General features: G+C 73.6%; 14 protein-coding genes. 10 read left to right on the top strand and 4 right to left on the bottom strand.

The genetic code is table 11. The features are described from left to right. Nucleotides 1–754 (top strand): alpha-L-arabinofuranosidase C-terminal domain-containing protein (locus tag VKZ81_RS17725; RefSeq protein WP_324242692.1); only part of this gene is annotated, 754 nt, incomplete at its 5' end. A gap of 87 nt (nt 755–841) precedes the next feature. Then, nucleotides 842–1,363 carry a beta-class carbonic anhydrase gene (locus VKZ81_RS17730; protein ID WP_324242693.1) on the top strand — a complete coding sequence of 174 codons (522 nt, stop codon included), beginning with the start codon at nt 842–844 and terminating at the stop codon, nt 1,361–1,363. Nucleotides 1,364–1,383: 20 nt separating this feature from the next. Here VKZ81_RS17730 and VKZ81_RS17735 read toward each other — a convergent pair whose 3' ends face one another. The 4 genes from VKZ81_RS17735 to VKZ81_RS17750 all read right to left on the bottom strand — a co-directional run bounded on the left by VKZ81_RS17735 (nt 1,384) and on the right by VKZ81_RS17750 (nt 5,337). After that, nucleotides 1,384–1,731, bottom strand: coding sequence for a hypothetical protein (locus tag VKZ81_RS17735; protein WP_324242694.1), 348 nt, complete (start codon nt 1,729–1,731; stop codon nt 1,384–1,386). A gap of 65 nt (nt 1,732–1,796) precedes the next feature. After that, nucleotides 1,797–2,072 carry a hypothetical protein gene (locus tag VKZ81_RS17740; RefSeq protein ID WP_324242695.1) on the bottom strand — a complete coding sequence of 92 codons (276 nt, stop codon included), beginning with the start codon at nt 2,070–2,072 and terminating at the stop codon, nt 1,797–1,799. 130 nt (nt 2,073–2,202) lie between these two features. After that, a complete protein-coding gene (locus VKZ81_RS17745; RefSeq protein ID WP_324242696.1) occupies nt 2,203–3,888 on the bottom strand; it encodes a hypothetical protein in 1,686 nt (561 codons plus the stop codon). Nucleotides 3,889–4,257: 369 nt separating this feature from the next. Next, nucleotides 4,258–5,337: a LacI family DNA-binding transcriptional regulator gene (locus VKZ81_RS17750; RefSeq protein WP_324242697.1), complete on the bottom strand. Its 1,080-nt coding sequence runs from the start codon at nt 5,335–5,337 to the stop codon at nt 4,258–4,260. Nucleotides 5,338–5,429: 92 nt separating this feature from the next. On the opposite strand from VKZ81_RS17750, the gene VKZ81_RS17755 reads away from it, so the two are divergent. Genes VKZ81_RS17755 through VKZ81_RS17790 form a run of 8 tightly spaced genes read left to right on the top strand, consistent with a single transcriptional unit; the run spans nt 5,430 to nt 13,220 of the window. Next, nucleotides 5,430–6,650: an amino acid ABC transporter substrate-binding protein gene (locus VKZ81_RS17755; RefSeq protein ID WP_324242698.1), complete on the top strand. Its 1,221-nt coding sequence runs from the start codon at nt 5,430–5,432 to the stop codon at nt 6,648–6,650. Then, nucleotides 6,647–7,531 carry a branched-chain amino acid ABC transporter permease gene (locus tag VKZ81_RS17760; protein ID WP_324242699.1) on the top strand — a complete coding sequence of 295 codons (885 nt, stop codon included), beginning with the start codon at nt 6,647–6,649 and terminating at the stop codon, nt 7,529–7,531. The genes VKZ81_RS17755 and VKZ81_RS17760 overlap by 4 nt, the downstream gene beginning before the upstream one ends. Beyond that, complete coding sequence (locus tag VKZ81_RS17765) at nt 7,515–8,534, top strand: branched-chain amino acid ABC transporter permease (RefSeq protein WP_324242700.1); 1,020 nt, start codon at nt 7,515–7,517, stop codon at nt 8,532–8,534. Before VKZ81_RS17760 ends, VKZ81_RS17765 begins: the two co-directional genes overlap by 17 nt. Further along, nucleotides 8,531–9,265 carry an ABC transporter ATP-binding protein gene (locus tag VKZ81_RS17770; protein ID WP_324242701.1) on the top strand — a complete coding sequence of 245 codons (735 nt, stop codon included), beginning with the start codon at nt 8,531–8,533 and terminating at the stop codon, nt 9,263–9,265. Before VKZ81_RS17765 ends, VKZ81_RS17770 begins: the two co-directional genes overlap by 4 nt. 4 nt (nt 9,266–9,269) lie before the next feature. Next, entirely contained in the window at nt 9,270–10,022 is a 753-nt protein-coding gene (locus VKZ81_RS17775; RefSeq protein ID WP_324242702.1) for an ABC transporter ATP-binding protein, read from the top strand. A gap of 5 nt (nt 10,023–10,027) precedes the next feature. Next, on the top strand, nt 10,028–11,164 hold the full coding sequence (locus VKZ81_RS17780) for a Gfo/Idh/MocA family protein (protein ID WP_324242703.1): 1,137 nt from the start codon (nt 10,028–10,030) through the stop codon (nt 11,162–11,164). Then, nucleotides 11,161–12,330: a dihydrodipicolinate synthase family protein gene (locus tag VKZ81_RS17785; RefSeq protein ID WP_324242704.1), complete on the top strand. Its 1,170-nt coding sequence runs from the start codon at nt 11,161–11,163 to the stop codon at nt 12,328–12,330. The genes VKZ81_RS17780 and VKZ81_RS17785 overlap by 4 nt, the downstream gene beginning before the upstream one ends. Then, nucleotides 12,327–13,220, top strand: coding sequence for a sugar phosphate isomerase/epimerase family protein (locus tag VKZ81_RS17790; RefSeq protein ID WP_324242705.1), 894 nt, complete (start codon nt 12,327–12,329; stop codon nt 13,218–13,220). The genes VKZ81_RS17785 and VKZ81_RS17790 overlap by 4 nt, the downstream gene beginning before the upstream one ends. Nucleotides 13,221–13,223: the final 3 nt, after the last annotated feature.

Genomic DNA, 13,223 nt, shown 5'->3' on the forward strand with positions numbered 1-13,223 from the left:
CGCCCGCGACATGGACTCCTTCATCGAGTCCGTCGTCGCCACGGCCGACGCGGTGCGCGCCCGCGGCAAGCACCGCAAGCGCATCAACATCTCCTTCGACGAGTGGAACGTCTGGTACCAGTCGCGCCACCGCGAGTCCGCCATCGCCAAGGGCGAGAGCGAGTGGGAGGTGGCGCCGCGGGTGATCGAGGACGAGTACTCGATCACCGACGCCGTGGTCGTCGGAACCCTGCTCAACTCGCTGCTCCGCCACGGCGACCGGGTCACGGTGGCCTGCCAGGCGCAGCTGGTCAACGTGATCGGCCTGCTGCGCAGCGAGCCGGGCGGCCCGGCGTGGAAGCAGACGATCGCGCACCCGTTCGAGCAGGTCCGCAGGCGGGCAACGGGGGAGATCCTCGACGTCCAGGTCCGCAGCGACCGCTACGAGACGCCCAGCTTCGGCGACGTCGACCTGGTGGACGCGGCCGGCACCTGGGACGCCGAGGAGGGCGTCGTGTCGCTGTTCCTCGCCAACCGCGACCTGGCCGAGGCGGCGACGGTGGAGGTCGGGCTGCGCGGCTTCGGCGAGCTGCGGGTGCGGCACGCCGCGGTGCTCGCCGCGGCCGAGGGCCAGGACCGGCACACGACCAACGACGAGCAGCACCCCGACCGGGTCACCCTGCGCCCGCTCGACGGCGTCGGCGTCGAGGACGGCGCGGCCCACGTCGCGCTGCCGCCGCTGTCCTGGGCCGTCGTCCAGCTCGCCCGCCCCTGACGCCCGCCCGCCGGGCGGCACGTGACGATCCACCCAAATCGGGTGCACGGGCCGCCCGGACCGGGCTCGTCGTGGTTGATTGGTGCGGTGAGCGCCGAGGAGCTTCTCAAGCGGTACGAGGCGGGGGGTGGCCGCCTCGCCGCGGCCAGCGCGGAAGGGCTCGCCGTCCCCCCGTCGCTGCGCACCGCGGTCGTGACGTGCATGGACTCGCGGATCGACGTGTTCGCCCTGTTCGGGATGGACATCGGGGAGACCCACGTGCTGCGCAACGCCGGGGGCGTGGTCACCGACGACGTGATCCGCTCGCTGACGATCAGCCAGCGCAAGCTGGGCACGCGCGACGTGCTGCTCGTCCAGCACAACGGCTGTGGCCTGGCCACGTTCACCGACGACGAGTTCTGCGAGGAGCTCGCGGCGGAGACCGGGATGCGGCCGTCGTGGCGGACGCACGCGTTCCGCGACCCGGCCGAGAGCGTGCGGCGCGACATCGTCCAGCTGCGCCACGACCCGTTCCTGCACCCGGACACCCGGGTGCGCGGGTTCGTGCTCGACATCCACGCGGGCGTGCTCGACGAGATCGTCGTCGACGGCCCGCCGCCGCGGCGGTAGGCCGCGCGGTCACCCGGCGGTCAGGACCGCTCGCACTCGATGGTGATCCGCAGCTTCACGGTCCGGTTGGGGAACTCGGGCTTGATCTGGATGCCGGTGCCGTCCGCGCGCCGCGACCAATCGTCGATGAGGTCCTCGTCGTTGACCCGCCACTCGCGCATGATGTCCTCGTTGTGGCAGGTGACCTCGCAGACGCCGTCCTCGGTGCGGGGCACGATCCTGCGCTCCCCGTCGACGCGCGTCAGCGTCCAGGACCGGCTCACCTTGTAGAACTCGTCGGGGTCGTCGGCGGCGGCCACCCCCGGCGCGAGCAGGCCCGGTGCGAGCAGCACCGCGCCGGCGGCAACGGCCGCGATGATCGTGCGCATGGGCATCACCCGCTCGTGTCCCGCCGTGCTCGCCCAAGTGTGACGCACGTTGCTTGAGCCCGGTCTCAGCGGCTGACCGAGCCGGGGGTGGCCTCGGGCGGCGCCGACTCGGCCCCGGTCACCGCGCCACCGGTGCCGAGCAGCGCGAACGCGGCGGCCAGCAGGGCGAGGGCGATCGCGGCCACCGTCAGCTGCCCGTTCCGGGCCCGGCCGGGCGCGCCGCCCCGCGCGGCGGCCGCCTCGAGCTCGTCGGGGGCGGGTGGGCCGCTGCGCTGCGCCGGGACCTGCACCCAGTGCTTCGGCGCCCCGGACCAGTGGTGGTAGGGGTCGGGCGTGGCCACGTCGGCTCCTTCTTCGTCTGCACCGCTCGTCCGCACCGCGATCGGATGCGGGTGTTCGCATCCGTAGTCGCGCGGCGACGCCGCGGTGTCACGGGGTGGAGCCGGTGTCACCCGATGGGGTGGTGGCTCGCTAGGGGCGGGCGAGCCGCGCGTCGCACTCGACGCGGGGCTGGGCGCCGCTCGCGGGTGCCCGCAGGGCCGCGCTCACCCGCGCCCGCCCGCGGAGCTCCCGCCCCGGCGAGCCGCAGCGCGACAGCGCGAACAGGGCGAGCTCGCGGTGGGTCGGGTCCTCGACCCGCTGCAGGTAGCGCATGATCTCGTGGCTCGCGACGCGCCCGGGACGCGCCCGCACCCACGCGGTGAGCTCGGCCTCGGCCACCTCGCGGCGGACCCCGGCCATGCGCACGCAGACGTACTCGATGTCCTCGTCGGCGAGCTCGCCGACCAGCGGCGCGTGCACCCCGCGCTCGACGAGCATCTCCCGCACCGCCCAGATCCCGATCGGGGTGAGCGCCACCAGGGTGGGGTCGGGGTCGTCGCGCCCGGCGAGCGCGACCAGCTCGGCCATGTCCTCGCCGTTCTCCACGCACGGGGTCTCGGACAGGTGGACCGCGCCGAGCAGCTCCAGCGCGTCGAGCAGCGCGGTGACGTCGCGCCGCCACAGCCGGTGCTCCACGTCGCCCGCGAGGTCGTCGACGACGCAGCCCATCCGCTCGTTGACGGTGTCGCGCACCGCCCGGTGGAACCGCTCCACCGGGATGGGGTCGCCGCCCGCCTCGTAGAGCAGGTACAGCAGGATCGGGTAGGCCTCGCCGAGGCTCATCCCGAACAGCGACGGCGCCCCGTACACGTTGGTGCCGCCGAAGTGCTCGCCGATCCCGCCGATGGCCTCGAACGCGCGCTTCCACAGCTCGATCGGTCGCGACAGCAGCGGCGCCGCGCTGCGGACCTGCACCAGCCGCCCGCGCACCACCCGCACCAGCCGGGCCTCCTTCGCCCAGTGCATGAGCAGGGTGATCTCGGGCAGGTCGTCGGCGGTGCGGGCGCGGTCGCGGGAGAAGTGGTCGAGGTCGAGCGCGTCGGCGACGGCGCGGGCGTCCGACAGCAGCAGCCGCCCCTCGCGGGTGAGCGCGCGGCCCGCGCGCACCCACCGGGTGAAGGCGCGCAGCCGCGCGAGCGCGACCGAGGAGTCGGCGGCGGCGAGCAGCTGCGCCGCGTTCGGCGGCAGCACCGGCGGCAGCTGCGGCTGCGGCGGCTCCGGCTTCTCGTCGGCGTGCCTGCGCTGGATCTCCTCCAGCGCCGCGCGGTCGATCTCCAGCTCGCCCGCGTCGACCTGCTGCAGGAACTTCGCGACGGCGGCCGGGTCGGCGGTGGGCACGCCGTGGCGCAGCATCTGGACGGCCCAGAACGTCCCCAGGTCGTGGTTGCGCTCGTCGTCGAGGGCGTCGTGCAGGGCCGGGGTGGAGTCGCGGATCTGCTCGTGCAGCTCGGACGCGGGCGCCGAACGGGAGTCGAGCCACTCGTGGTCGTCGAGGAAGCCGATCAGGGCGTGCAGCGCGGTGGGGACGGCGTCGCGGTCGTCCTCGAGCAGCGCGACGGTGCGGGGGAACCAGACGGCGAGCGCGTCGGCGATGTGGCGTCTCGTCCAGTGGCCCAGCCGGCCGTCGACGCTGTGCTTGTGGTCGAGGGCGGCCGCCACCAGCGACGGCTCCACCGCGATCCCCCGCCTGCGGGCCCACGCGACGATGTGCAGCCGCAGGCGGTCACGGACGGCGGAGTACTCCTCCAGATCGTCGGGGCCGAACACGAGTCGCACTCGGCCAACCATGGCAGGTCCGAAAAGTTCCCGATCGAGGGGGCCCCCTACTGAAGATCGCCCGATGGGGTGGCGGCCGCTGACCGCGGCTGATGCGCCGAGGGGGCGGGAGCGGCGCGGCCCGCGCTCCGGCACCCGTCGTCGGACCGCGCGCCTGCTACGAGCCCGGCGTCCTGGTCCGATGCACCCCGCGGTGGCGGCACGCCTCCAGCGCGGCCTCCCACCTCGCGGGGTCGACGCCCTCGGGTGCGGGCGGGACGGCGCGACGGGTCACGGGCGGGCCGTCCGGTGGCGCGGGTCGGCCGCGGACCCTCGCCGCGGCCGGCGCCGACCCGTGCGGACGAAGCCGGGGATGAGCTCTCGGCGCGATCAGCGCGAGCTGGGCTTCGACCCGGCCGACGTCCCGGCGGGTCGACGGCCGCGCGGGGCCGGGCCGGTCGAGTCGCGCACGATCAGCTCGTGCCCGGTGTTCTTGCGCCGCCTGCGCGCGGACGGCGGCTTGAGCGCCATGGTCAGCGCCAGCTCTCCCATCTCGGTCATCGGCAGCCGCACGGTGGTGAGCCCGGGGGCGAGGTCGGCGGCGACCGCGACGTCGTCGATGGAGGCCACTGACACCTGCTGCGGTACCGCGATCCCGCGGGAGCGCAGCACCGACAGCACGCCGATCGCCATCAGGTCGTTCAGCGCGACGAGCGCGGTGAGGTCCGGGTGGTCGGCGAGCAGCTTCTCCGCCCCGCTCGCCCCGCCGTTGCGGGTGAAGTCGGTGTGCACGACCGGCACGTCGTCGAGCGTGAGCCCGTGCGGGGCGAGCGCCCGCCCGACGCCGGCGAGCCGGTCGGCCACGGTGGTGAGGATCGCAGGCCCGGCGATCACCCCGATCCGCCGGTGCCCGAGCTCGAGCAGGTGCGCGGCCACGGCGGCGCCGGCGGGCTCGTTGTCGGGCCGCACGGCGTCGGCGGAGAGGTGGTGGCGGCCGATCACGGCGACCCGCCCGCCGCTCTGCTGGAACGCGGTGAGCACGGCGTTGGACTCCGCCTGCAGCGCGGGGTCGGTGTAGCCGGAGCCGGCCACGATGATCGCGTCGGTGCGGTGGGCGATGAGCGTGCGGATCTGGTGCAGCTCGGCCTCGGGGTCGCGCCCCGAGTGGCAGATCTGCACGGTCAGCCCGCGCTGGGCGGCGACCCCGATGACCCCGCTCGCGATCTCCGAGAAGTAGGGGTCGCCGATCTCGTGCACGACCAGGCCGACGGTGGAGGTCGCGCCGCCCGCGAGCGTGCGCGCGTGGACGTTGGCGACGTAGCCCATCTGCATCGCCACCTCGCGCACGTGCGCGGCGACCGCCTCGCTGACGCCCGCGCGGCCCGCCAACGCCCGCGACGCCGTGGCGATCGAGACGCTCGCGCGCGCCGCGACGTCGGCGAGCCGGGGCGCCGAGCGGGGTTTGGGCATCGGTTCTCCTTGCCAGGCGGCGGGGGCGTCCGTAGTCTACGCAAACGCTTACGGAAAGCGCTTACGTTCCTCGACGAGGAGGAGATCCCCCGATGAACGCCCGCACCGCCCTCCGGCTGGGATGCCTCGCCGGTGCCGCTGCGCTGGTCCTCACCGCGTGTTCCGGCGGAGCTGGGACGGGCGGCGAGGACTCGTCCGACCCGATCACGATCGGCATCTCGCTGCCGCTCACCGGGGACTTCTCCGAACCGGGCAAGGGCGTCCAGCGCGGGTACGAGGCCTGGGCCGCCGCCGTGAACTCCTCCGGGGGCCTGCTGGGCAGGCAGGTCGAGCTGCGCATCCTCGACGACCAGTCCAACGCCGACCGCGTGGTGGCCGACTACGAGCAGCTCATCGCCCAGGACCAGGTCGACCTGGTGTTCGGGCCGTTCTCCACCCGCCTCGTCGTGCCCTCGGCGCGGGTGGCACAGGAATACGGGATGCTGTTCGTCGAGCCGGCGGGCGCCGCGGCCGAGGTGTTCGAGCAGGGCTTCGACAACCTCTTCTACGCCGCCCCCGCCGTCGCCAACGACCACTACAACCACCTGGCCGACGCGATCCTCGCCATGCCGGAGGGCGAGCGGCCCCGCACCGCGGCCTACGCCGCGATGGACGACCCGTTCGCGCAGGGCACGGCCTACGGGCTGAAGGAGAAGCTCGAGGCGGCGGGCATCCAGACCGTGGTCGACGAGGTCTACCCGCCCAACACCACCGACTTCTCCTCGATCGCGGCCCAGATCGCCGACTCGCAGGCCGACGTCGTGGTGGGCGGCACCCAGTACCAGGACGCGGTCAACCTGATCGTCGCGCTGCGCCAGCTGGGCTACCAGCCGAAGCTCGCCGCGTTCAGCACCGCCCCGACCAGCTCCGAGTTCGCCGAGGCCATCGGCGGGGCGACCGAGGGGATCGTCGCGCCCACCGGGTACACGCCCGAGGCGCCCTACCCGTCGAACGTCGAGTTCGTGCAGCGCTTCACCGCGCAGTTCGGCACGCCGCCCGGCGAGGACGAGGCGAACGCCTACACCACCGGGCAGGTCGTGGCCGCCGCCGTGGAGGCGGTCGGGTGCGCCGAGCAGGGCGAGTGCCAGCAGCGGCTGATCGACTGGCTGCGCACCAACACCGTGGAGACGGTCGTCGGCCCGCTGTCCTGGGACGCGCAGGGCCGCCCGCAGAGCGCCCACCTCATCCAGCAGTACGTCGACGGCCGGATCCGGATCGTGCTGCCGGCCGAGGCCGCCGAGGCCGGGTTCACCTACCCGAAGGCGCCCTGGTGAGCGGCTCCCTCCTCGTCCAGGGCCTCGTGCTCGGCATCCTGCTGGGCGGGCTCTACGCGCTGCTCGCCGCCGGGCTCACGCTGTACTTCGGCGTGATGCGGGTGGTGATGATCGCCCACGCCGCGTTCCTCGTGCTCGCCGCCTACCTCGCGTGGGACGCGAACGTGCGCTTCGGCGTCGACCCGCTGGCGTCGCTGATCGTCACCGTTCCGCTGTTCTTCGCCGTCGGCGTCGGGTTCCAGCGGCTGCTGATCGCCCGGCTGCGCCCGGCCACCGTGACGATGATGTCGGTCCTGCTGACGTTCGCCGTCGCCCTCGTCATCGAGGGGATGCTCGGGTTCGTCTACACCGGCACCCAGCGGCGGGTGCAGCTGTCCTACGGCGCGGCGAGCTTCGAGCTGTTCGGCGCCCAGGTCGCGGTGGTCAAGCTGATCGCGTTCGGGCTGGCGGCGCTGTCGCTGCTCGCGCTGTACCTGCTGCTCACCCGCACCCGGTTCGGGCAGGCTCTGCGCGCCACGATCCAGCACCCGCAGGCGGCCCGGCTGATCGGGATCGACACCGACAAGGTGGCGGGCTACGGCTTCGGGCTGGGCCTCGCCACGGCCGCGGTCGGCGGGGCGGCGCTGTCGCTGGACTCGACGATCTACCCGTCGCTGCACTGGCACTGGATCGGCCCGCTGATGGCGATCATCGTGGTCGGCGGGCTCGGCAGCATCCCGGGTGCGGCCGTCGCGGCGATGCTGCTCGGCATCGTGCAGAGCCTGCTGCAGCTGCCGCTCGGCACGACCTGGGCGCAGACGGTCTTCTACCTCGCGCTGTTCGTCACCCTGCTGGTGCGCCCGCAGGGCTTCTTCGGAGGTCGCCTTGCGCAGCGCTTCTAGCCGGGCCCACCGGTGGATCGCGCTCCTCGTCGGCGCGGCGGCGGTGCTGTCGTTCCCGCTCTGGAGCCCGAACCCCTACATCCTGTCCGCGGGCGTCGTGGTCCTGTCGTACGCGGTGCTGTCGACCTCGTGGAACTTCGTCGGCGGGTTCACCGGCTACGTGTCACTCGGCCACGCCGCCTGGTTCGGCCTCGGCGCCTACGGCACCGGCCTGCTGATCGTGCGGGCGGGCGTGCCGAGCTTCCTCGCGCTCGGCCTCGCGGGGCTGATCGTCGCGGCGCTCGCCGTGCCGATCGGGATCGCCGCGCTGCGGGTGCGCGGCGCCTCGTTCGTGATCGTCTCGATCGCGCTGGTGCTGGTGCTGCTGCTGGTGTTCCAGAGCTGGCGGGACTTCACCGGCGGCTCGGAGGGGCTGTCGGTGCCGCGGCCGTTCCCCGACCTGCTGCGCCCGCAGCACCACGCCGTCTTCTTCTACCTGTTCGCCGCGCTGCTGGCGGTCGCGCTGCTGGCCTGGTGGACGATCGACCGCTCCCGGTTCGGCCTCGGGCTCAAGGCGATCCGGGAGGACGAGGACAAGGCCCAGTCGCTCGGCGTGCCGACGTTCGCCTACAAGCTCGTGGCGTTCGTCGTCTCGGCCACGTTCACCGCGCTCGGCGGCGGGGTGTACGCGCTGTGGTTCGGCGACCTCGACCCGATCTTCCAGTTCTCCATCCTGCTCGGCTCCTACCTGGTGCTGATGGCGCTGCTGGGCGGGGTGCGGCACCTGTTCGGGCCCGCGCTGGGGGCGCTGGTCGTCGGCACCGCGATCGAGTACTTCAAGGTCTCCTACGGCGACACCCAATTCCACCTGGTCGCGACGGGGCTGCTGCTCGGGGCCGTCGTGCTGTTCATGCCCGACGGCGTGATCCCCGCCGGGCACGCGCTGCTCACCCGGTTCCGCCCGCAGCAGAGCTCGATCCGCGAGGTCACCGCGGCCGAGCTCAGGGAGCAGGTGAAGCTGTGACCCCGAACCTCGCGACGACCGGTCTCACCAAGTCCTTCGGCGGCGTCCGTGCCGTCGACCACGCCACCGTCGAGTTCCACGACGGGAAGATCAACGCGGTGATCGGGCCCAACGGCTCGGGCAAGACCACGTTCTTCAACTGCGTCACCGGGATGATCCGGCCCGACTCCGGCACCGTCCGCTACCGCGGCCGCGACATCACCGGCAAGGCGCCCCACCGGATCGCCGCGGCGGGCATCGGTCGCAGCTTCCAGCTCTGCCGGGTCTTCCCGCGCATGACCGTGCGGGAGAACGTGCTCGCCGCCGTCCGCCCGCGCGGCCTCGCCGGCCTGCTGCGCTCGGCGCACGACGAGGGCGACGTCGAGCGGGCGCGCGGCTGGCTGCGGCGGGTGGGCCTGGACCACCTCGAGGACGTCGAGGCCCGCAACCTCTCCTACGGCCAGCAGAAGCTGCTCGAGCTCGCCGGGGTGCTGATGGCCGACCCCGAGACGATCATGCTCGACGAGCCGGCGGGCGGGGTGAACCCCGCGCTGATCGACCGGATCGCCGTGCTCGTGCGCGAGCTCAACGCCGAGGGCCGGACCTTCATCGTCGTCGAGCACAACATGGAGCTCGTCATGAACCTGTCCGACCACGTGGTCGTGTTCGACCGCGGTCGGCCGATCGCCGAGGGCCCGCCGGACACCGTCCGCGCCGACCCGGCCGTGTTGGAGGCGTACCTCGGTGTCTAGCCCGGTGTCCGAAGAACCGCTTCTCGAGCTCCGCGACGTCGAGGCCGGCTACGGTCGCGCCGCGCTGGTGCTGCGCGGGCTCTCGGTCAGCGTCCCCGCGGGCCGCGTGGTCTGCCTGGTCGGCCCGAACGGGGCCGGCAAGTCCACCGTGCTGAAGGTGGCGAGCGGGATGCTCGTCCCGCGCTCGGGCAGCGTCCGCGTCGCGGGCCAGGACGTCACCGGCCATTCGCCGCAGCGCATGCTCGCCGCGGGCGTCGCCCACGTGCTGCAGGGCCACAGCGTGTTCCCCGAGATGACCGTGGCCGAGAACGTCACGCTCGGGGCCTACACCGTCTCCGACGAGGAGCGGGTGGCCGAGCGGATCGCGTTCGTGCAGGAGCTGTTCCCGGTCGTGCGCCAACGCTGGCGCTCGCTCGCCGGGCTGCTGTCGGGCGGGCAGCAGAAGCAGGTGGAGTTCGCCCGCTCGCTGATGGTGAGCCCCAAGGTGCTGCTGCTCGACGAGCCGTCCATGGGCCTCGACCCCAAGGCCACCGGCGTCGTGTTCGACCAGGTCCTCGCCATGCGCGAGGCGGGCCTGGCGATCCTGCTCGTCGAGCAGAACGCCCGCCGCGCCCTGGAGACCGCCGACCTCGGCTGCGTCCTCGACCTCGGCCGCGTCCACATCAGCGGCCCCGCCCCCGAGCTCCTCGCCGACCCGCAGCTCGCCGAGCTGTACCTCGGTGGACGTCCCGCAGTTCGACCGGAAGAAAGCAGGTAGTACGCATGCGCATCGTCATGAACGGCGTGACCGGGAGGATGGGCTACCGCCAGCACCTCGTGCGGTCCATCCTCGCGATCCGCGACGACGGCGGTGTGCTGCGGCCCGACGGCACCCGCCTCCCCGTCGAGCCGATCATCGTCGGCCGCAACCGGGAGAAGCTCACCGAGATCGCCCGCAAGCACGGCATCGAGACCGTGCACACCGACCTCGACGCCGCGCTCGCCGAGGACGACGTGCAGGTCTACTTCGACTCGCTCGTCACCAGCGAGCGCAAGAAGACGATCCTGCGCGCCATCGCCGCGGGCAAGCACGTCTACACCGAGAAGCCCATCGCGGAGTCCGTCGCCGAGGGCGAGGAGCTCGTCGAGGCCGCCCGCTCCGCGGGCATCGTCAACGGCGTCGTGCACGACAAGATCTACCTGCCCGGGCTGATCAAGCTGAAGCGGCTGATCGACTCCGGGTTCTTCGGGCGGATCCTGTCGGTCCGCGGCGAGTTCGGCTACTGGGTGTTCGAGGGCGACCTGATCCCCGCCCAGCGGCCCAGCTGGAACTACCGGGCCGAGGACGGCGGCGGCATCGTCCTCGACATGTACTGCCACTGGAACTACGTGCTCGAGCACCTGTTCGGTGGCGTCGAGGCCGTGATGACCAAGGCCGTCACCCACATCCCGCAGCGCTGGGACGAGAAGGGCCGCCCCTACCAGGCCACCGCCGACGACGCGGCCTACGGGATCTTCGAGCTGCCCGGCGGCGTCATCGCCCAGATCAACTCCTCGTGGGCGGTGCGGGTGGACCGCAAGGAGCTGGTGGAGTTCCAGGTGGACGGCACGCACGGCTCGGCGGTCGCGGGCCTGTTCGGCTGCCGCGTGCAGCACCGCGTCCGCACCCCGATGCCGGTGTGGAACCCGGACCTGCCGACCGAGCAGGACTTCCGCGCGCAGTGGGAGGAGGTCCCCGACAACCAGGAGTTCACCAACGGCTTCCGCGCGCAGTGGGAGCGGTTCCTGCTCGACGTCGAGGCGGGCCGCCCGCACCCCTACGACTTCGCAAGCGGCGTGCGCGGGCTGCGGCTGGTCGAGGCGGCGCTGCGCTCCAACGCCGAGGGCGTGCGGGTCGAGCTGCGCGGGGCGGCCCGATGACCGCCGTCGACACGAGCATCGAGCTGCCCGCCGCGGGCGGGGGCTGGCGCACCGTCGAGCTCGCCGCCCCGCGCCGGTGGGAGCCGCACCCCGGGCCGTACCGCAGCCGGGTGGCGTTCGCGGCCGCGCACGTCGTGGGCGACCCGTGGGGCGAGAACGTGCCGGGCGCGCCCGCCGTCGTCGACTGGGACTCGACGCTGGAGTTCCGCAGGCACCTGTTCTCCTACGGCCTCGGCGTGGCCGAGGCCATGGACACCGCCCAGCGCAACATGGGCCTCGACTGGCCCGCGGTGCAGGAGCTGGTGCGCCGCAGCGCCGAGCAGGCGCACGAGCACGGCGCCCGGATCGCCGCGGGCGCCGGCACCGATCACCGCGCCGAGCTCGCGACGGTGGACGACGTGCTCGCCGCCTACACCGAGCAGGTCGAGCACGTCGAGGGCACCGGCGCCCAGGTGATCCTCATGGCGTCGCGCCAGCTCGCCGCCGTGGCGGCGGGCCCGGACGACTACCTGCGCGTCTACTCCGAGCTGCTGCGCCAGGTGCGCGAGCCGGTGATCCTGCACTGGCTCGGCGAGGCGTTCGACCCGCAGCTCGCCGGCTACTGGGGCTCGTCGGACGTGGACGCGGCCACGACGACGTTCGTGCAGCTCGTCGAGGCCCACGCGGACAAGGTCGACGGCGTGAAGGTCTCGCTGCTGTCCGCGGAGCACGAGGTCGGGCTGCGCGCCCGGCTGCCCGAGGGCGTGCGGCTCTACACCGGCGACGACTTCCACTACCCGGAGCTGATCCGCGGCGACGGCACGCACCACTCCGACGCCCTGCTCGGCGCGTTCGCCGCGATCGCGCCGGCCGCGTCGGCGGCGCTGGCCGCGCTCGACGAGGGCGACCTGGAGCGCTACGACGCCGAGTTCGCCCCCACCCTGCCGCTGTCGCGGAAGGTGTTCGAGGCGCCGACCTTCTACTACAAGACCGGCATCGCGTTCCTGTCGTGGCTCTGCGGGCACCAGCCGGGGTTCACGATGGTGGGCGGGCTGCAGTCGGCCCGGTCGGTGGTGCACCTGTCGGAGGTGTTCGCGCTGGCCAACGCCGCCCGGCTGTTCCCGGACCCCGAGGCGGCGGCCGCGCGGATGCGCAGCCTGCTCAGCGTGGCCGGGGCGGTGCGGTGACCGCCCTCGACGTCCCGAGCGGGACCCCGGCGCGGGTCGACACGCCCGCCCCCGGCGACGCGCGGCTCGCCCGGCTCTCGCTCAACCAGCGCACCACCGCGAACTGGAGCCTCCGCGAGGCCGTCGAGGGCGCCGCCGCCGCGGGGCTGCCCGCGATCGGGCTGTGGCGCGAGCCGGTGGGCGAGGTCGGCGTGGAGACCGCCCGGCGCATCGTCGACGACGCCGGGCTGCGGGTGTCCTCGCTGTGCCGGGGCGGGTTCTTCACCGCCTCCGACCCGACCGAGCGGGCCAAGGCCCACGACGACAACCTGCGCGCCCTCGACGAGGCGGCCGCGCTCGGCACGACCGTGCTCGTGCTGGTCCCGGGCGGGTTGCCGCCCGGCGACAAGGACCTCGCCGGGGCCCGTCAGCGCGCCGCCGAGGCGGTCGCCGCGCTCGTGCCGGCCGCGGTCGAGCGCGGCGTGACGCTCGGGATCGAGCCGATGAACCCGATCTACGCCGCCGATCGCGGGGTCATCTCCACGCTCGCGCAGGCGCTCGACATCGCCGAGGGCTTCGCGCCGCACGAGGTCGGCGTCGTGGTCGACACGTTCCACCTGTGGTGGGAGCCCGGCGTGCCCGAGCAGCTCGCGCGGGCGGGGGAACGGATCGTGGCCTACCAGGTGTGCGACTGGATCACCCCGCTGCCGGCCGACTCGCTGCTCGCCCGCGGGATGATGGGCGACGGGCACATCGACTTCCCGGCCTTCACCCGGGCCGTCGCCGCGGCGGGCTACACCGGGGACGTGGAGGTCGAGATCTTCCACGCCGACGTGTGGGCGGCGCCGGGCGAGGAGGTGGTGGCCACGATGGCCCGCCGCTACGTGGAGCTGGTGCAGCCCCACCTGTGACGG

Origin of the sequence: Pseudonocardia sp., assembly GCF_035305885.1 — a bacterium.
Classification (GTDB): Bacteria; Actinomycetota; Actinomycetes; order Mycobacteriales; family Pseudonocardiaceae; genus Pseudonocardia.

What these genes read in the sequence shown, in the direction of transcription:
- VKZ81_RS17785 (WP_324242704.1), top strand. Translation starts at nt 11,161, where the DNA reads ATGACCGCCGTCGACACGAGCATCGAGCTGCCCGCCGCGGGCGGGGGC.
- VKZ81_RS17755 (WP_324242698.1), top strand. Translation starts at nt 5,430, where the DNA reads ATGAACGCCCGCACCGCCCTCCGGCTGGGATGCCTCGCCGGTGCCGCT.
- VKZ81_RS17780 (WP_324242703.1), top strand. Translation starts at nt 10,028, where the DNA reads ATGCGCATCGTCATGAACGGCGTGACCGGGAGGATGGGCTACCGCCAG.
- VKZ81_RS17735 (WP_324242694.1), bottom strand. Translation starts at nt 1,731, where the DNA reads ATGCGCACGATCATCGCGGCCGTTGCCGCCGGCGCGGTGCTGCTCGCA.
- VKZ81_RS17750 (WP_324242697.1), bottom strand. Translation starts at nt 5,337, where the DNA reads ATGCCCAAACCCCGCTCGGCGCCCCGGCTCGCCGACGTCGCGGCGCGC.